Source organism: Shewanella sp. WXL01, assembly GCF_012263345.1.
Taxonomy (GTDB): Bacteria; Pseudomonadota; Gammaproteobacteria; order Enterobacterales; family Shewanellaceae; genus Shewanella; species Shewanella maritima.
On record NZ_JAAIKQ010000015.1, the window covers coordinates 36,790 to 53,444 of the forward strand.

The 16,655-nt window shown below is 41.2% G+C and carries 21 protein-coding genes; 4 read left to right on the top strand and 17 right to left on the bottom strand.

The window, feature by feature from the left end; genetic code table 11:
- Positions 1 to 226 precede the first annotated feature (226 nt).
- From G3R49_RS19385 to G3R49_RS19425, 9 genes are all read right to left on the bottom strand, one after another.
- On the bottom strand, positions 227 to 643 hold the full coding sequence (locus tag G3R49_RS19385) for a helix-turn-helix domain-containing protein (RefSeq protein WP_167870756.1): 417 nt from the start codon (positions 641 to 643) through the stop codon (positions 227 to 229).
- A complete protein-coding gene (locus G3R49_RS19390; protein WP_167870757.1) occupies positions 621 to 776 on the bottom strand; it encodes a hypothetical protein in 156 nt (51 codons plus the stop codon). Before G3R49_RS19390 ends, G3R49_RS19385 begins: the two co-directional genes overlap by 23 nt.
- A gap of 63 nt (positions 777 to 839) precedes the next feature.
- Positions 840 to 1,355: an antA/AntB antirepressor family protein gene (locus G3R49_RS19395; protein ID WP_167870758.1), complete on the bottom strand. Its 516-nt coding sequence runs from the start codon at positions 1,353 to 1,355 to the stop codon at positions 840 to 842.
- A gap of 168 nt (positions 1,356 to 1,523) precedes the next feature.
- Positions 1,524 to 2,291 (bottom strand): antA/AntB antirepressor family protein, encoded by a 768-nt coding sequence (locus G3R49_RS19400; RefSeq protein ID WP_167870759.1) that lies wholly within the window; start codon positions 2,289 to 2,291, stop codon positions 1,524 to 1,526.
- A gap of 99 nt (positions 2,292 to 2,390) precedes the next feature.
- Complete coding sequence (locus G3R49_RS19405; RefSeq protein ID WP_167870760.1) at positions 2,391 to 2,753, bottom strand: hypothetical protein; 363 nt, start codon at positions 2,751 to 2,753, stop codon at positions 2,391 to 2,393.
- A 421-nt stretch (positions 2,754 to 3,174) separates the two neighbouring features.
- Positions 3,175 to 3,459, bottom strand: a complete 285-nt coding sequence (locus G3R49_RS19410) for a hypothetical protein (RefSeq protein ID WP_167870761.1) — start codon at positions 3,457 to 3,459, stop codon at positions 3,175 to 3,177.
- 147 nt (positions 3,460 to 3,606) lie between these two features.
- A complete protein-coding gene (locus G3R49_RS19415) occupies positions 3,607 to 4,104 on the bottom strand; it encodes a hypothetical protein (RefSeq protein WP_167870762.1) in 498 nt (165 codons plus the stop codon).
- Between the two features lie 382 nt (positions 4,105 to 4,486).
- A complete protein-coding gene (locus G3R49_RS19420) occupies positions 4,487 to 5,467 on the bottom strand; it encodes a hypothetical protein (protein WP_167870763.1) in 981 nt (326 codons plus the stop codon).
- A 105-nt stretch (positions 5,468 to 5,572) separates the two neighbouring features.
- A complete protein-coding gene (locus tag G3R49_RS19425) occupies positions 5,573 to 5,830 on the bottom strand; it encodes a hypothetical protein (protein WP_167870764.1) in 258 nt (85 codons plus the stop codon).
- 672 nt (positions 5,831 to 6,502) lie between these two features.
- On the opposite strand from G3R49_RS19425, the gene G3R49_RS19430 reads away from it, so the two are divergent.
- The 3 genes from G3R49_RS19430 (at position 6,503) to G3R49_RS19440 (ending at position 8,449) form a co-directional block, all read left to right on the top strand.
- Positions 6,503 to 6,985, top strand: a complete 483-nt coding sequence (locus G3R49_RS19430) for an HNH endonuclease (RefSeq protein ID WP_167870765.1) — start codon at positions 6,503 to 6,505, stop codon at positions 6,983 to 6,985.
- A 664-nt stretch (positions 6,986 to 7,649) separates the two neighbouring features.
- On the top strand, positions 7,650 to 8,255 hold the full coding sequence (locus G3R49_RS19435) for an HAD family hydrolase (protein ID WP_165399058.1): 606 nt from the start codon (positions 7,650 to 7,652) through the stop codon (positions 8,253 to 8,255).
- Between the two features lie 11 nt (positions 8,256 to 8,266).
- The gene (locus G3R49_RS19440; RefSeq protein ID WP_167870766.1) at positions 8,267 to 8,449 is read left to right on the top strand and encodes a DUF6435 family protein; all 183 of its coding nucleotides are present in this window, start codon (positions 8,267 to 8,269) and stop codon (positions 8,447 to 8,449) included.
- Positions 8,450 to 8,492: 43 nt separating this feature from the next.
- Here the strand turns inward: G3R49_RS19440 and G3R49_RS19445 are convergent, their stop codons facing one another.
- The 3 genes from G3R49_RS19445 to G3R49_RS19455 are packed head-to-tail and all read right to left on the bottom strand — an operon-like array spanning position 8,493 to position 11,543.
- Positions 8,493 to 10,046 (bottom strand): cryptochrome/photolyase family protein, encoded by a 1,554-nt coding sequence (locus G3R49_RS19445; protein ID WP_167870767.1) that lies wholly within the window; start codon positions 10,044 to 10,046, stop codon positions 8,493 to 8,495.
- Positions 10,033 to 10,209 carry a DUF2256 domain-containing protein gene (locus G3R49_RS19450; RefSeq protein ID WP_130602953.1) on the bottom strand — a complete coding sequence of 59 codons (177 nt, stop codon included), beginning with the start codon at positions 10,207 to 10,209 and terminating at the stop codon, positions 10,033 to 10,035. Before G3R49_RS19450 ends, G3R49_RS19445 begins: the two co-directional genes overlap by 14 nt.
- Positions 10,210 to 10,220: 11 nt before the next feature.
- The gene (locus G3R49_RS19455) at positions 10,221 to 11,543 is read right to left on the bottom strand and encodes a DASH family cryptochrome (protein ID WP_167870768.1); all 1,323 of its coding nucleotides are present in this window, start codon (positions 11,541 to 11,543) and stop codon (positions 10,221 to 10,223) included.
- A 433-nt stretch (positions 11,544 to 11,976) separates the two neighbouring features.
- On the opposite strand from G3R49_RS19455, the gene G3R49_RS19460 reads away from it, so the two are divergent.
- A complete protein-coding gene (locus G3R49_RS19460; RefSeq protein WP_167870769.1) occupies positions 11,977 to 13,293 on the top strand; it encodes an AarF/ABC1/UbiB kinase family protein in 1,317 nt (438 codons plus the stop codon).
- A gap of 222 nt (positions 13,294 to 13,515) precedes the next feature.
- Here G3R49_RS19460 and G3R49_RS19465 read toward each other — a convergent pair whose 3' ends face one another.
- From G3R49_RS19465 to G3R49_RS19485, 5 genes are all read right to left on the bottom strand, one after another.
- Positions 13,516 to 13,974, bottom strand: a complete 459-nt coding sequence (locus G3R49_RS19465) for a DUF3291 domain-containing protein (protein ID WP_167870770.1) — start codon at positions 13,972 to 13,974, stop codon at positions 13,516 to 13,518.
- 119 nt (positions 13,975 to 14,093) lie between these two features.
- On the bottom strand, positions 14,094 to 14,357 hold the full coding sequence (locus G3R49_RS19470; RefSeq protein WP_130602945.1) for a hypothetical protein: 264 nt from the start codon (positions 14,355 to 14,357) through the stop codon (positions 14,094 to 14,096).
- Between the two features lie 115 nt (positions 14,358 to 14,472).
- The gene (locus G3R49_RS19475; RefSeq protein WP_130602943.1) at positions 14,473 to 14,826 is read right to left on the bottom strand and encodes a hypothetical protein; all 354 of its coding nucleotides are present in this window, start codon (positions 14,824 to 14,826) and stop codon (positions 14,473 to 14,475) included.
- 98 nt (positions 14,827 to 14,924) lie between these two features.
- The gene (locus G3R49_RS19480; RefSeq protein WP_130602941.1) at positions 14,925 to 15,578 is read right to left on the bottom strand and encodes a hypothetical protein; all 654 of its coding nucleotides are present in this window, start codon (positions 15,576 to 15,578) and stop codon (positions 14,925 to 14,927) included.
- A gap of 506 nt (positions 15,579 to 16,084) precedes the next feature.
- Positions 16,085 to 16,507 carry a hypothetical protein gene (locus tag G3R49_RS19485; RefSeq protein ID WP_130602939.1) on the bottom strand — a complete coding sequence of 141 codons (423 nt, stop codon included), beginning with the start codon at positions 16,505 to 16,507 and terminating at the stop codon, positions 16,085 to 16,087.
- Between the last annotated feature and the right edge of the window lie 148 nt (positions 16,508 to 16,655).

Consider the following 16,655-nt stretch of genomic DNA (forward strand, 5'->3'; position numbering starts at 1 on the left):
TACATACTAGACTACCTAGTCTACGTGGTAGACCACCCTAGTCTATTAGGTAGACCACCCTAGTCTATTAGGTAGACCACCCTAGTCTACGACGTAGACACTAACATACTATTTAACAAACCACTTAACACACTATCTAAGGGCACGCTGTAAATAAGAAAGAAAGTACATCCACTCTATTGAGCTTCATCTGCAATGGAAAGTTTCTGATCTAAACTAGCGCCCATTAGAAGGGCTTGCTGTGTTCATAACTCACGCTACCGTAGGCAGCTTTTGGTGATTGGGGATGTAAAGGCTCTTGTTTCTGAGCTGGCTTGCTTACAGTTGGTTTAGTTGATAGATAATTCCACACATAAACGTTGCTGTTATCGAAGCGCCTTACTTTGGTGAAGAAGCCTTTCTTTTCCAGTGAAGTTGTAACCTTCTTTACAGTGGATAAACCAAAACCAGAACTTTTAGCTATTGTCTGAACACTTGGGTAACAAATCCATTGGTTAGGATATTCTTCATGTTGATTGCCCAGATAGAATGTTATCTGTATTAAGATTGCTTTCTCTGTACCAGTTACACCTAATTCTTCAGCATCCGTGCCTTGTATTAGCTTGGTTATTTCGAATTGATTAGTGATTAACTTCCTTGTCATTGTTAGTGCTCTCCTTAGTGCTGCTACGAGCATCAGTGATAAATTGCTTAATCAGTGCTGTGACTGATGTGTTATGTTCAGTGGCTAGATCTTTGAGTGTTTCTTCATACCAGCCTTCAAGTTGTATTCTCATAATGTGTTCCTTATTTGTTTAAGTAGCTGCTTCTTGTAGTCCACAGCTTGTTGTTCTTTATTCTTATAATGTGGCTAAAAAGGCTGCACCTTCTTGTGGTAAGACCTCTACAACCAATTTACGAGCATCTTCTTCACTCATCCCTTTAGAGACTGCACGGATAAACAAGTGACTTGGTTCGGCTTGTCTTTTTGCAGCTAGCTTCTCGTAGCTATAATTAAGATATTTCTCGTTCAGTAAGTAAAACGTCCTTACAATGTCCCCTACTACACTGTCCTCTAACATTGATACTTGTTTAGCGCTATCAACACATAACACGTATTCATCTTCTAATCGGTCTGTGGTGTATTTCTCGAAAGTCACAAAATCGCATAAGCCATCTACCCATTCCTTGAAGCCTTTTTCAGTTTCTAATTGCTTGTGCAATGATCTAGCATCAACGTGTAATACATCGCTATCAATGCCTGCAAGGATTGGTAATTTCTCTTTGTAGAGATTTACAACCTCTGTTCCTTGGTGTAGTACAGTTTCCAAATATTGAAGATCTGTTTTTGAAAGCTCTGTTAGTTGTTTAAACATATTGTTGTTTCTCCTTATTTTGTTCATGATGCGCGCTCGCATCATCTCTTAATATAAATTTTGCAGTTGGTAGTAAAGTGTGTTTAACTTGTTGATTTTGTTCATGACCGAAATCTCGGTCATCATTTGTTTAAGTAGCTGCTTCTTGTAGTCCACAGCTGGTATCTGTTACTGGTTAACGTATTTATCGAAAATACCTTCACCTTCGCCTTCGTAAAGCTCTTCAATTAACTCCTGTGCTTCACTTAGTGACTTACCTTTCTCCAACCATCGTAAGTAGGTGTCTTGAACTGTTAAGTAGAATGACAAGTCTTTGCCTTCTAAATAGTTGGCAGGTGTCGGTAGTCCAGCTTGTTTCCATCTGTAAGGCTTAACACCTGTTGATGTCTTGCTGACCACTGCGTTAGTAATTGAGAAGAAGATCTCAGGAGCCATTTTGTTGAAATGTGTGTTGTACACTTCGTTCAATCGGTCTTTATTCTTAACAGTTAAGATGCGAGAGGGGTTGTACATGTAAAGACTTTTAAGAGCTTTCTCGCATAGCAAGAAATATCGTCTGATAACTGCCCCGATTTCATTCTTCTCTTGAAGACCAAGCACCTTTGCCGCATCAACTGTGAGTAAGTAATCAACCTTTGGAGAACCACCCTTTTGTGGCGAGTAATCAATTTTGATTAGTGGCTCGTAATCAAGACCCTTGGTGAATTTATTGTCTTTGATTTTACGATCAATCCAAATACTGAACTGCGTCTTAACTCCGAGTTGTTCGTGAAGTGTACGAGCATCAACAGAAGCCTCGTGGATTTCAGCATCAGTGATAACAGGAACCTTAGTTCGATACTTGTGCATCGCTTTGGCTTCATCGAATGTAAAGCCGCAGATTGTTTGAAGTTCTTTCTTTGAAATGGTTGATAATGATTTGATTGGTTTTGACATATTGATGTACTCCATAGTTGAAGCAATCACTACATTTTGTGGTTTCCTTTTGGCATTGCTTAGTTGTTGTGTTTTTAAATAATGACGCTCACTTGCGAGCTATTTGACTTGTTCAGCTCTCCAAGGCTGAGTTAGTTCTTGTTCTTTCAATGCTTCGTACACACCAAGTGTCTTACTTCCGTATGTATAGCTCCCGATCATCTCACCTTTATCTAGCCATTCTTCCTGTTCTAAATACGAGATGATTTTAGAGACGTTGGAATAACCAAGACCCAGCTTCTTTGAAATGTACTCAATACATGGGATGTAATAGCCTCTGTTGACTTCGTGCCATTCAATCTGGTTAATGATGATGGAGAACACTGCCTTCTCAGTGAATTGTAAATCGCGCTCTCTTAATACAAAGCGTGGAATTGTCACGCCTCGTTTAGGGTTGCCCCTTAGTGTTGTTAATATGCTCATAATGTTAGTCCTCAAATAGTGGATGTAATGTGTTGACGCCCGTGAGACGAGCGAATAAGAATGGGGTGCCCTTACAAGAAGAGCGAATAGGGTGCCCCGCTAAGGAAAACGAGGGCTTCACGCAACTACCAGCCCTGTATGCGCTCACAGGTGAATGGGAGGCGCTCATACTGAGCACACCCTGCTGTTTGGATATGTCTATAAGGAATGTATAAACAAGAGAATGTGTGGATGGGAGGTGTGATAAAATAACCAGTCTCCCATTTTGTTTCTATACCTATTAAACTCTTTGTTTAGACGAAAGTGTGACAAAATAACCAGTCTTTTTGTTAAATAAGCCACCTGAGACGCCCTATACGCCATTTTAACAAAAGCAGGTAGGTAGGTAGCACTTTTCAAATAAGAGGCGGCATATCCCTGTTTATGGCTTGGCTCGATACATCACCCTCTCGCCTTGGTCAGTGACAATGTTGACGTATCCACTTTTAGTAGTTGCCAAGATGCGATAGGTTTTAGCATTCCTAACAGCTCTAGTTTCAGCGTGTTGCTCATACTTGCTCGCCCCTTCAATTGGTAGCCAATCACCTGATGCGTCATTGATAGTTAGGTTCAATAAGTTACTGTTGGTAGGTAAGCCAAGTTGTAGATTAATATCTTTTAAGATGGCAGGTAATGCCTCTTGTATTTGTTGTAATGAGTAGTTCATAATAATTCCTCCTTGATAAATGTAGATAGCCCTAGGAGCGCCTCAGACGCCCGTAGCGGGGTTTTATCCATTCTTGATACATTCACACCAAGAAACAACATAAACCCCGTCAGCAGCCATTCAGACCTATTAGCGTTGACATTGCGCCTATGGCACTCCTCCAAACACTTTGCGCTTGATGATAAACCCACCTCCCTCGCGCTCGACTTGATCATTAGCCTTGCTCAACCATTCATAGCCAACATCTAAATGACTTATCAGTACATTGCCATTAGGACTGACTTCATAGAGATAGTCTCTCTCGTGTAGCCAGCTTAGCAATCTAGCTCTTGTCTCATTTGGCTCGCTATCTTCTCGAACCTCTCCACTGTCAGAATGTTCAGCGTCATGTTCTCGCCCAGCATATGAGTTGGTATCTTGTTGTTCCACTTCTCCACTTGTCGCTGTGTCATGTGGAATATCAGCCCCACTGGTGTCTGGCTCTCGTCCAGTTGTGTTATCACTTCCGTTGTCTTGTAGTTGTTCGTTGCTCTCATTATTGTTGCCCTCATTCCATTGAATATGCTTAATTTGTTTAGTCTTGCTGTAGCTGTTAATAGCTGCCACTGTGCGCTTGTAGTCCCTATCAGCAGGGTCTAGAGGCACGTACCAGTTGCCTTGGTTTCCGTAACATGCCTCGTAAAATAGAAGCCCTAAACTTCTCAGTTCTTTCTTTGCTTTGAGCAGTGCCTTTCTACACTTGGTTTTAGATCGCTCCAATAGCCAACAATCAAAACAGCTATAGCAATGTAACCAACTATCGCCAACGTGCTTGTACTTCCGATACCTGTGTATAAGCAGCACCCATAATCTAAATGCGAGAGGAGACATTTCAATTTCCTCAATCACATGTTCTGAGCAATATCCCAGATAATTTCTGTTGGAAGTTTCTATGCGTTCCATAAAAGCCATTCCATACACCTCCTGTGTTATGTAAATGGCAGGTGGCTCCTCTATTGCCTATGTCGTTTTAACCTGCTGTTAATGTCTATGCCTGTGCTTGTTCAGCGTCCGTGTCAAACCCAACCAGTGGGAAGGTTTGAGGGAACGTTATTGAGTTACCTCCATCAACTGGCAGATAAGAGAACCACACACTGTTGTCGTTGATTTCCATTCTGAACTTCCACTCATTATTGGCTCCGTGATATACGCCATTGGTGTCTTTCTTCATTGCGCCAATATCAAACAAAGTGGTTAGCTGACTTTTCAATCTTAAAAAGAACCTCACCTTGTTGGATTCATCAGTCATATATTCCAAGGTGGTAGCCATTTCCTCACATTCTTCCTGCGTCAGTTCAATTAGTTCATCTTCCGATGGATCTGTAAACAAAGTAACTGTGGAACTATCATCACCGCCTTCTACAAAGCGTTGCTCAACATCTGGGTAAGCTTCTTGTGCCATTCTTAACATCTCATCTGATGACACCCTGCCTGCTTCAATCCATCCATCAGCGCTACCTAATCCTCGATTAAGGAAGAAGGATGACACCTCTGCCCAAGCATTAGTGCTTCTGCTGTACTGGGTTGTGATGTTTTCTCTTTGTTCTTCTGTCCCAGCATACTCGTAACTAAAAGGTGAAGTAGGTGCATAATAGGTATCGCGTATTTCATTGACTTCACCGCTGTAATACTCAACTACTGGGCGTAAATACGCTTCAGCTGCTTGTTTTGCCTCTTTATATTCAGCTTCATTAGCTTCACGAGCAGCTTCCAACAACAAAGCAGTTTTGATTATTCTCCAAGCTTTGCGAGGGTTATTCACATCTTCGTGATTAGCTTCAATTTCTAAAGAAGACCAATCACCAGTCCCTATTTCAATTGTTTGCCACTCGAAGGTTGTGAAATGTTGTTCAACACCGTCTCCGCTTTCGTCACGTGAAACTTGGTAGACGCTCACTCCTGACACATCAATATCCATCACCGCTTTGATCTGTTTAGCGAAAGTGTTAATTAGTTTTATTGCATTCATTATATTCTCCTTGTCCCTTAGGACTTTCCTTAATTGTTAGCACCTTTGGCTTTTCCTTTAGCCACATCTACAAGGCGCTTGTCTGTATTACTACTCTTGTTTGTATTACTGCTCTTGTTGTACCCGTTGTTCCCACAAACACGGGACTAAGTTCTCACTCAACCAATCAGCACCGAAGACAGGTGTTACGTGGTCGTACACAACTGCTCCACCGTCTCGTTCTAAGTAACGTCTGACTACATCAGATGGACGTCTGCTGTTCGCACAGTGTTCTACCCACATTGTTTTCTCAATCTCACATGGAGTTAGTTCCATGTATTCGTGAACTGTTAAGTAGTCTTGCTGTAGTGATAAAGTTTCCATAAATATTCTCCTTGCCTTTCGGCTATTAGTTAGTTAAAAATTCCAAAACACAAACACGAAAACGCCGACCCTCCAATTATTAAACTGGATGCCAACCTTTCGCGTATCATTTATTGTGCCTATCATACCAAGAGATATGGGGATTGTCAAGCACTTTTTCAAGTATTTTTCAACTTATTTTTAATTTATTTTTGTTTTCATTTATTATCAACCACTTACTCGCGAATAAACTCCACTGGCGTATGTAACTGGCATATTGCTGGCAGTCGATAAGCGATAAGTGGTGGTGTTGTCCCCGTGTCCCCATTCAGAGCGCTGTTATAGCGGTTATTAGGTCAACAGCCGATACAGAGGATGCCGCCTAGTAGCCCTGCTCCAGTAAGCAGAGGGTTCAGCGGGTCTCCAACGGTGTGGTGCTAAAGGTAGCATCAGCGCAAGTCAAAGAGGAAGCGAGGTAGTGAAGTGCCAATCGTGGGCTGTCGCTGGTTCACCGTCCAGATGTGTGTACGTGCCCGTGTCTGTGTGGGCGTTTATATAAGTATATAAACTCGATAGGAAGACAGAAATGTGACAGAAAAATTGAAATTATTTATCTATTTCTTTAATAGTTCCTAATTACATGCCCTGTGTTACTGGGTATATGATTGGATATTTCAAGAGGGAATGATGGTGATGATTACTCAATCGCATTTAAAAAGTCTTTACCAATATCATCCAGATACAGGTGTGTTTGTGAACAATAAAGGAGTGGTAGTTGGAGGGAATGGAAAGTACGGGCGTATCTACATAAACAAGAAAGCTTATAACACTTCCCATTTAGCAGTGCTTTACATGACTGGTGCCCTTCCCTTGTATCCAGTGGAGATAGTGGATCATATTAATGGGAATAGCAGAGATGATAGGTGGGATAATCTACGTGTAGGTACTTCTATCACCAATAACAGGAATACAGGTAAGAAGTGTAATAGCAGCGTGTATGGAGTGGGCGTGTATGAAGCCAGAGGGGACGAAAACAAGTTCAGGGCAGTGATAGGTGTTGGTGGGAAACAAAGGCAACTGGGGACGTTTGAGGCACTGTTAGCAGCACAGTTTGTAAGGAAGATGGCAGAGGTTGATTTGGGATACACTGACAGGCATGGGAAGGCTAAAAACTGAGCGATTAAACAACTGGCTATTGCCTTGTTTTATGGCACCTATTCGGTGTTGTTGACTTGCCAAACGGCACCACCTATAATGGCACTCAGTTACAGGGTGGAGCATTTAGCAGGCTTTTCAACTTGTTAACTATTAGGCGCAACATACCCAAACTTGACATGGTGGGGGTCGGTGGTTCGAATCCACTCGGTTGTACCATTCTCTATGAATACCAGCATTTCTCTCTACATTTCGATTGGTTTGTCTCTTTTGCTAGATATCCACAAAACAGTCCTGATTAATTATTTTCATATTTAATCTGCGAATCAATACCTTACTTGTCTTGTAAAAAGTTGATAACAGCAGTCCAACGGTATCACTGACGGCTCTCCCGTTACACTGACCATTCAGTCGCTGCTCTCATGACCTTTATACATTTTTATACTGCATCTATTTCGACAACATTGCTTTAAATACAAACTTTGGCAAGCGTAAGCAGGTGATTGGTTTTGCCATAACATTAGCTTGCTCTTAGTTTAAAAGGCTCATTGCAAATAGCACATCGCAATCAACCAACGCATGATCGCATGTTCTGATCTAAAAGCACGCTTTTGCGTATAAGTGTACGATGCTAACTTAATCTCGCATCCTTGAAACACTGACCACGATAATAGAGAGCAAACTATTGAAACCTAAATCTTTAATATTTGACCTAGATGACACCTTAGTTAGCTCAAACCTAGATTTCGCTACAATTCGTGAGCAAATTGGCTGTCCGCCGGGAAATGACATCCTTAAATTTACCCAAAACTTACCTCTGCCAGCACGTTTAGAGGCCGAAAAGATAATCTACGGTCACGAAATGCGAGACGCAGAGTCAGCTACGATTATCCAAGGCGTAGAACAAGTCCTAGCTGAACTTGCTAGTAACAGTATCAAGTTGGCAATCGTCACACGAAATTCAAATCAAGCAACACAAATCAAACTGCAACGAACAGGTATAAAGGTCGATAAAGTCATCACTCGAGAGGACGCACCGCCGAAGCCTGCACCAGATGCCTTACTCAGCATTGCAAACGATTGGCAGATTAAGCCACAAGACTGCATCTATGTGGGTGATTTTCGCTATGATTTGGAGGCAGCGTTAAACGCCAACATGCACGCCGCTTGGTTTTCAAATGGTACATCCCCTGCCCCTAAATACAGCGAGATGGCCCACTTTAGTTTTGCTCACTATGATGAATTTATAGAACGCCTCGACAACTACTGGCACTCTGCTCGCCGTCTCTAGGAGATAATTCCATGTTTTCTTTTTTAAAACCTGATCCTGTTAAAAAACTCGAGAAACAGCTAGAACTTATACTCGAGCAAGCGATGAATGCACAAAGAAACGGTGATATAAGACAATATTCTCAGTTAACACTTGATGCAGATAATCTTGATAAGCAAATTCAAAAGCTTAAACAGAACAAAAACCAGCAATAATGGTTAACGCTTCCTAGGGCCTTAGCCACTTATTCGATAAGCCCTAAAGCGCATCGAGATTCTCAAGTAAGTATTCAGCACGGGAAAGAATAGCTTGTTGTTGCTCTACACTTTGTCTATTCCAACTTTTATAGGTCAAAGCAGTTCGAGGGTTATGTTCAAATCTAGTTTTATGGCGTTGCAGAAAGTGCCAATAGAGCGAGTTTAGCGGGCAACTATTATCAGACGTTTTATCTTTTACGTCGTACGTGCATTCCCGGCAATAGTCGCTCATTTTATTGATATAGTTACCACTGGCGGCATAAGGCTTAGTTGCAATCAGACCACCGTCAGCAAATAACGCCATACCTCGAGTGTTGGGCTGCTCTACCCACTCTATCGCGTCGACATAAATACCTAAATACCACGCATCAACTTCATCTGGCTCAATACCTGCTATTAACGCAAAATTACCTGTCACCATTAATCGCTGAATATGGTTAGCATATCCATAAGCCAAACTTTGCTCTATCGCTTGTTGCTGACAGCGCATTTGTGTTTTACCGCTCCAAAACCAATTAGGAAGTTTACGAGTAGCATTAAGGGCATTGGTGTTGGAATAACTGTCGCCATTAACCCAATATATTCCCCTGACATATTCGCGCCAGCCAAGAATTTGCCTGATAAAGCCTTCAACTTGTGCCAATGATATCTTGTGTTGATTTTGATTAAAGGCATCAATTGCCACTGAGATAACTTGCGCAGGACTTATCATTTTACTATTCAATGCAAAGCTTAATCTCGAGTGATAGAGGCTCCATTTATGCTCAGATTTTGCAGTCATTGCATCCTGAAACCGACCAAAATTAGCTAAACAATGTTGGCAAAAAAAGTTGAGTAAAGCGATCGACTGCTTCCTAGTCACCGGCCACAATAACTCTGGTTCGGCCTTGCCAAAAAACGACACTTGATGTTTGTCCAACCGCTTTAAGATGTGGCTCACGTCATTAGCGAATGTTAATGGCACGGGCAAATTTTCGATATCAACAGGTTTCAGTTTTTGTCGATTTTCTTGGTCAAAGTTCCATTGCCCTCCCAAAGGGCCACGATCATCCATCAATATGTTGAAACGCTTTCGCATTTTCCGATAAAAGCTTTCTAGACGATGGTGTTTACTGGGCGAAAAGTGTGTAAATAGTTCTTCGTGAGAAAGTAAGAAATGCTCACTACTTACTTGGTGACGAACTACACCCGAGGGCAAATCAAAGCTAATTAGCTGTGCGGATAAGCGAAGCTCATCGGGTTGTTGGTATTCAAAAATCTGACTCTGATGTTTTGTGAGTAACGCATTTATCAGAGCAGGTAAATCAGCATAATGACAAGTTTCATCTAAGGTCATATAGCACACTTGATGACCCGCTTGACTCAATGCTTGAGCGAATTGCTCCATTGCTGCAAAAAACGCACAAACCTTTTGCACATGATGCTTTACGTAACTGGTTTCTTGCGGCAGCTCAGCAATTAAATAAAGGGCGCTATTATCGACCTCTCTATACCAGGAATGACTTGCGTTAAGTTGATCGCCAAGAATCAATCTAATTCGTTTAAACTGCTTCATTTGTGCCTTTCCTATTGATGATTTGACGATTACCTCTACAACGTTTTGAGCAATACCTCACCTCTTGCCAAACTTTTTGCCATTTTTTACGCCAGTCGAAACGCCGTTGGCACACTGGACAAATTTTATAGAGTTGATTTTTGTTACTAGGCTTATGACTCATACACACCAACATCAAGCAATTGGCCAGTCAGCTATATCGTGACTATCAGTTATGGATACATTGTTTCCTAGCCACTTTTTAGTATAAGTTGCGTCAGGGTCAAAACACACGGCTTGTTTATCTAGGTTAAAATGCCTACCGCCTCTTGGGTCACACCCTACTCCAGCGATGTACTGCCAGTTGCCCCAATTAACGGCTACATCGTAATCAATGAGATGTTGTTGAAAAAATGCAGCGCCAAATCGCCAATCCATTGCGAGTTCGTTCACTAAGCAGCTCGCCGCGATTTGACGGCTACGGTTAGTTATATACCCTGCTTCGGTTAACTCGTGCATTATTGCGTTTACCAGCGGGAACGCTGTGTTCCCTTGAGCCCAAGATACAAATCGCTCCGGGTAAAAACTGGTTAAGGGTTTACTTTTATTCCGCCCACGAAACTTGAATAATTGCTTACCTGACTGTAGTGCGGCCCATTGAAAGTATTCTCGCCACAGTAACTCAACATAAATCCACTCATTTGAATCATTAACACCATGTTCTGTTTGGTATTGAGTTAAATGCCAATACACTTGACGAGGTGATAAGCTACCTGACGCTAACCAGGGAGAAAATTTGCAGGAGTTATCCCAGCCATCCAATGAGTTACGAGTTTGTTTGTAGTGATCTGCATGCCCGTTTTCAAAGAAGCGAGTCAACTGTTTTGAAGCCGCACGCTCACCTCCACTAAACTTGGTTAATGAGTGGTTTGTAGCGGTTAATTGATTTGCCAGATTAGCGGGGAATATAAGTGATGTTTCATAGGGAATAACCGAAGAAGGCAGTATATCGATTTGTTGCTCCAACCTTGGAACAGAAAAGTTGCTCGCCTTGTGCCTAAAGGGCGTAAATTGCTTTGGCAACTTTTCAATCAACGCAGGAGTATCACTCGAACAATAGAGAGTATAATTATCAACCTCTATAACATTGATGTCAGGATTTCCCGCTATCACAGCTTTCAAAATGCGTTGCTCATAACAACCAAACTGTCTGGAAATGATTAGCGTATCAATGCTTGCCTGGTTGATGATATTACTAAGCTCAGCCACTGAATCACCATACAACACCTTAATACCTTGATTGATCTCACCTAGCGCGGTATGCAGCTCGACAAGGCAATCGTGGATAAATCGCCAACGTTTACGCCCCAAATACTGACACTGATAATTGTCTTGTTGAAGTAAACGATCATCGATTGCATAAACGCAAGTTAACGACTGAGCTCGAGAACAGATAGTCAAGGCTTTATTATCGACAATTCTTAGGTCGTGACTGAACCAGTACAAAGCGTTTTTCATTGTTTAATAAATTCTTAATCCAGGAGTTAAGCACCAATAACGTGCATTACGAACCCAACTTCCTGATAGTTCAACGCTATCTAATAAGCTACTGTTAAGCGACTCTACTTGCCTTAAATCAAGCAAACGTAATACCTAAGCTGAATGCGTGAATATAATATGTATTTACTTGATGGCACCACTGCAGCAAAGGACGTATCTTTTAAGCGCCAACCAAATCGCCACCTGCAAAATCCGGTACAATGTCTAAAGGTGGTCATCTCAGCAAGTTATTATTGAAACGCTGCGCTAAAGGACTTTTAGAATAAAAGGCAAAATAAACGCTAAAGGCGAGTGTTAAGTTTTTTAAATTAGCGAAGTTGAAGCTAAACCTTATCGTGGCATCAACGTATTAAGTACCAAGTGAAACGCTATAAGCAATCAAGGTAAATACATGTCGAACCCTAAAATGACCCAATCTAAAATCCCCTCTTCGCGTTTAGCAAGGTTAGGTAAATTTGGTGGCTTAACTGCCAAAATCGTTGGCAACATGCTTGTAGATGGCACTAAGGAACTAACCCAAGGCAAAAAGGTGAGTCGAAGTCGTTTATTATTAACGCCAGATAACGTCGAACATGTTGCCAACCAGCTCGGTCATCTACGTGGTGCAGCGATGAAGTTAGGGCAAATGTTATCCATGGATGCAGGAGAACTACTTTCGCCTGAGCTCAGTCATATTCTTGCTCGCTTACGATCTGACGCAACGCCTATGCTACACAAGCAACTCAAGGAGATACTCGATGAAAATTGGGGCGAAGATTGGCTAAACAGATTTTCTCATTTTGATTTAAGACCCTTTGCCGCGGCCTCTATCGGGCAAGTACATCTAGCCCACTTAGAAAATGGTAAAAAATTGGCTGTTAAGATTCAGTATCCTGGTGTGCGACAATCCATAGCCAGCGACATTGATAATGTTGCGGTGTTACTCAAGTTATCAGGGTTATTACCCAAACATCTAGAAATGGATAAGCTGCTAGAGCAAGCAAAGTATCAACTGCAAAATGAAGCAGACTATCAACTTGAAGCAGACTATATTGCTAAATACCAGACCCATATCAACACCAATGAGTTCTCACTACCTCAGGTCGTATCAGAACTATCAAACAAAAATATACTAGTGATGGATTTTGTTGAAGGGATCAAAATCGAAGAAGCAGTCAGTTATCCTGCAGAGCAAAGAAACAAAATCGTCGCCAATTTAATTGCACTTTTTCTACAGGAACTCTTTGATTTCAGATTGATGCAAACAGACCCAAATTTTGCCAACTTTTTATATCAACCACACACAGAAACAATCGGTCTATTAGACTTCGGCGCCACAAGAGCAATCCCAGAAACCATTTCCAAGGGATATCGTTCACTCATGAATGCCGCTGTGCAAAAAGATAAACAGGCAATGCAGGTTGCCGCCAAGCAAATCGGCTTTTTTGGTTCAGCAATCGATCAAAGCTACCTCGACGACGTGTTGGATATTTTTGAGCTAGCATGTGAGCCTCTTCGCGTTAACCAAGAATATGACTTTGCATCAAGTAACTTAGCAACACGGGTGAAAACCAAAGGCTTGGCAATAAAACAACAAAAACACCAATGGCATACTCCACCAGTTGATGCTGTATTTATTCATCGCAAGATAGCAGGCATTTATTTATTGGCAGTAAAGCTGAAAGCCAAAGTCAACGTGCACAGCTTGTTTCAGGCGTATGTGCTGTAGAGGATCAACTTTCTCGAGGCGTGTGAACATAGGTATGTTGTATGTAGTGAACGAGCTTGACTAAACCACTCAACATAAGGCCAATATGGCCACCCCAGTTTAATTACGAAAGAACCTTATTGCATACCGAGGCATCACTTCTCATCAGCCTCGAAATCCATCTAGCGATAGTAGTAACATGCCATGTTATTACTATCGCAGACTGCAGAAGGTTCATGTGTGTTAGGTTTCTTTTTCGAGAAAATCTACCGCTGTAAAATTACTTTTGAAGCTAAAAGCTCGTGGTGTATCTCCATTTTCCCTTAGATACTCTAGCTTTTCTAAAGCCTCATCTATTGACGGTATGTGCCCCTCAGGAACCCACCATAATACATAGCTATCCGTTGGGATATTATCGAACCATTCCTTTTTACGGCGAAGAAAATCTCGATGGTGAGTTCTAAAGATGAAGTTTTTCAGTGCATCAACAGATTTCCACACTGACATATTTACAATAATATTTGGGTCTTCAAAAGCCTGAATATCAGTAGCATCGCCACTTTCATCTTTTAACCGCCAAATAAAACCATCGCTAGATTCAGCTAACTGATTAATAGGATCTAAATTATCTACAAATTCCTTAATTTCAGGTGCGTCTAATGAATATTTGGCTTTAGCTATATTTAACTGTGCTAGGTGCATTAAATCCTCCTTGATGCCTAACGTCCGCTTAAGGGCCGGATAAAACATGGCAATACTTGCGAGTAACGAGAATGAGCCAAGCGTTTTGCGTCCTTTTGAGTACCCTGTTAGGTGAGTGTTTAATCAAGCCCTAAATCTTTTACAATATGTGACTTTAATGTAATTTGCTCTAACGGAACTCCATAGTCTTCATGCAGAATCCTCTTTAAGTAAGCTATAACCGGCTCTATTTCGATAAGAACACCGTTGTTTTGCTCACACGAATTAACGATATATAGAGCTAAGTCACCTACTTTTCCAAGTAAATAGGCGTCTTCATCTGGAATTGAAATATCATACTCTTCTTCAATTTGTATTAGAATTTCGACTGTCTCTAATCCCATGCTTATTCACCAAACGCCGCGTTAAACGGCTAAGTAATAGTTGGCTAAAATGTGTAGCGAAGCGGAACCGAGCCAACTGTTACGTGTCCGCTTATTTGAACCCCTTGTTATATGCCTAGCTGCACCACTCTGCTAGAGCATCACTTGATGAACAACCATGTAGCTTTAAATCTAAAGGATTTTCACCAAATGCGAGTGCAAATTCCTGCTTTCCTTCGACAGTTAACAACCAGTTCACGCCTGATCTAGCTATACCCCAAACAGTTGCTGTTCTGAACGTGTCAAAGTCAGCATCCTCAATTATTGTAGAGGTGACTTTTACAGAGACCGGCTCAATAACAGACTGAAGTAATTGCTTCGCGAGTTGCTCAATATGCTCCTCATAAGTTTTACCTTTCGGAGTAATAATCTGAGGCTCACTGCTATCAAGAGAAGCTTGAATTTTAGTAATTACGTCGACTTTTCTCATGGCATATAACGCTCCGTTAAGGGGCGGATAATGCGTGGCTATAATCGTGAGGAACGAACGTCAGCCACGCGTTAGACGTCCATGCCTTAAACGGCTTGTTATGATTCGTTTTGCGATTTTATTTTGTGCATAAATGAATACCCATCTACATCTCTGGGTAAAACAACTTGATGGTCGGTTTGCACCTTCGGGTTAGTCACCCAATCAATAAAACCCTGTATATCTGCAACAAACGCCTCAACTTCTTGGTTTGTGAAATTTACATTTAATTCGTTTTCACCAGATAAAGTTAATAGATCTGCATGGGCTAGTACTTTGTTGCGCCAATCTTTGATACCTGAATTTTTGTAAAATTCATACAATAGATCAAATTGATTTTGTAATAGTGAGGATTTGGTTTGATTGATAAATCTACGCAAAGACAAGTTTTCGTTACCCATACTCTTAGGTGGATCCATAAGAGTAGCAACTTTAAGGCATATTCTTTCAAGGTAAGCTCGCTGCAAGCGAGAAAAAACAAAGCCATTAAATTTATTTAATTCAGTTATATTGGCTTCTTGTGAAAATAACTGCATATAAAGTGTTAAATCAGTACATATACCTGTGAAGTATTGTTTAAGAGCTTGTAGTTCATTTTGGTTTATATCAGATAAGCTAAAATCTATTTGATTCATAGGATCAAGATGCGCCATCTCAGGAAACCTTTTGACGAAGTCATCAAAGGTACTAGTAGTTACTTTATCGTTACTCATTGACTTCCTCAGAATCATAACGCCAAGCTAAGTGGTGAGTAACTCGTGCCATGTCTGAGCGAATGCGAGTCGGCACGCGTTACGAATCCATCTTGAGCGCCTTGTTATACGATTATAAATTTCTTGCACAAACACAACCATTTAAAACCGAAACTTCAAATATGACAACAAACCTTGCCACTTAACTAACTACGCGAACAAAAATTAATTTTTGACCTTTCATCTACTTGTATGTGACGAGGTTTCAGCACACGCCTTGATTGCGTTAACAGCAAACTCACAGCGCGACCCAATCTCACTTAAAGCGAACGATTAAACTTAAATTGTGCGAGTTTGCAAACAGATAAAATGCAAACTAAACCGAGCCGAAACACTCAACTCACCCACTGAATACACCCAACTTTCCAAATCGTATAACGCCCTGCTAATAAGTGAACCAAGTGCTGGCGGGCGATTTGCTCAGCAAATGGCATGACAGCCTTGGTGAATCTCAGTTTAGCAGCTTGTTAAGTGGCATTTTCATTCTGTTCTACAGATTTCCGGATCTCCGGCAATTGGTACTGTAGTATGCCAAAAATTACAATAAGCGGAATTAATGCAAGCCATAATAATCCATCAAGAAACCACAATGAGGCGAAGAGGATCTGAATAAAAACATATAAGGTCAACTTGAGCAAAGATGGAAGTATGAGCATTTGCCCTATTACTAGAAATGGTAAACCAAAGAGCAAAGTACCAAACACAACAAGTGCTGGATGAAACCCAAGAGATTCTGCACCAACCAACCCTTGGTAGAAGTCATAACCAAAAATTACAAATATTGGAAATAGTGACAAAGCCAAATAGAGCGCACTATGCCTTTCCTTAGCTATCAACTTCGAATGTTCATCATTTTTCTGTTGAAGAGTCTTCATGCCATCTTTTGCCATTTAACGCCCTGTTAAGGGGCTTTTTATCAGCCTGCTAAAATGTGTAGCGAAGCGGAACTCAGCAGGCTATAAAAAGTCCCGATTAAACAGCTTGTTATATGCGAATCATGCATACTTAATTGTTTAATGCATAAATTTTATTTATTTC

Bases quoted from the DNA above. Each gene is read 5' to 3' on its own strand.
- G3R49_RS19430 (WP_167870765.1), top strand. From the start codon at position 6,503: ATGATTACTCAATCGCATTTAAAAAGTCTTTACCAATATCATCCAGAT.
- G3R49_RS19410 (WP_167870761.1), bottom strand. From the start codon at position 3,459: ATGAACTACTCATTACAACAAATACAAGAGGCATTACCTGCCATCTTA.
- G3R49_RS19445 (WP_167870767.1), bottom strand. From the start codon at position 10,046: ATGAAGCAGTTTAAACGAATTAGATTGATTCTTGGCGATCAACTTAAC.
- G3R49_RS19460 (WP_167870769.1), top strand. From the start codon at position 11,977: ATGTCGAACCCTAAAATGACCCAATCTAAAATCCCCTCTTCGCGTTTA.
- G3R49_RS19470 (WP_130602945.1), bottom strand. From the start codon at position 14,357: ATGGGATTAGAGACAGTCGAAATTCTAATACAAATTGAAGAAGAGTAT.
- G3R49_RS19390 (WP_167870757.1), bottom strand. From the start codon at position 776: ATGAGAATACAACTTGAAGGCTGGTATGAAGAAACACTCAAAGATCTA.
- G3R49_RS19405 (WP_167870760.1), bottom strand. From the start codon at position 2,753: ATGAGCATATTAACAACACTAAGGGGCAACCCTAAACGAGGCGTGACA.
- G3R49_RS19400 (WP_167870759.1), bottom strand. From the start codon at position 2,291: ATGTCAAAACCAATCAAATCATTATCAACCATTTCAAAGAAAGAACTT.
- G3R49_RS19450 (WP_130602953.1), bottom strand. From the start codon at position 10,209: ATGAGTCATAAGCCTAGTAACAAAAATCAACTCTATAAAATTTGTCCA.
- G3R49_RS19475 (WP_130602943.1), bottom strand. From the start codon at position 14,826: ATGAGAAAAGTCGACGTAATTACTAAAATTCAAGCTTCTCTTGATAGC.
- G3R49_RS19440 (WP_167870766.1), top strand. From the start codon at position 8,267: ATGTTTTCTTTTTTAAAACCTGATCCTGTTAAAAAACTCGAGAAACAG.
- G3R49_RS19395 (WP_167870758.1), bottom strand. From the start codon at position 1,355: ATGTTTAAACAACTAACAGAGCTTTCAAAAACAGATCTTCAATATTTG.
- G3R49_RS19425 (WP_167870764.1), bottom strand. From the start codon at position 5,830: ATGGAAACTTTATCACTACAGCAAGACTACTTAACAGTTCACGAATAC.
- G3R49_RS19480 (WP_130602941.1), bottom strand. From the start codon at position 15,578: ATGAGTAACGATAAAGTAACTACTAGTACCTTTGATGACTTCGTCAAA.
- G3R49_RS19420 (WP_167870763.1), bottom strand. From the start codon at position 5,467: ATGAATGCAATAAAACTAATTAACACTTTCGCTAAACAGATCAAAGCG.
- G3R49_RS19385 (WP_167870756.1), bottom strand. From the start codon at position 643: ATGACAAGGAAGTTAATCACTAATCAATTCGAAATAACCAAGCTAATA.
- G3R49_RS19455 (WP_167870768.1), bottom strand. From the start codon at position 11,543: ATGAAAAACGCTTTGTACTGGTTCAGTCACGACCTAAGAATTGTCGAT.
- G3R49_RS19465 (WP_167870770.1), bottom strand. From the start codon at position 13,974: ATGCACCTAGCACAGTTAAATATAGCTAAAGCCAAATATTCATTAGAC.
- G3R49_RS19485 (WP_130602939.1), bottom strand. From the start codon at position 16,507: ATGGCAAAAGATGGCATGAAGACTCTTCAACAGAAAAATGATGAACAT.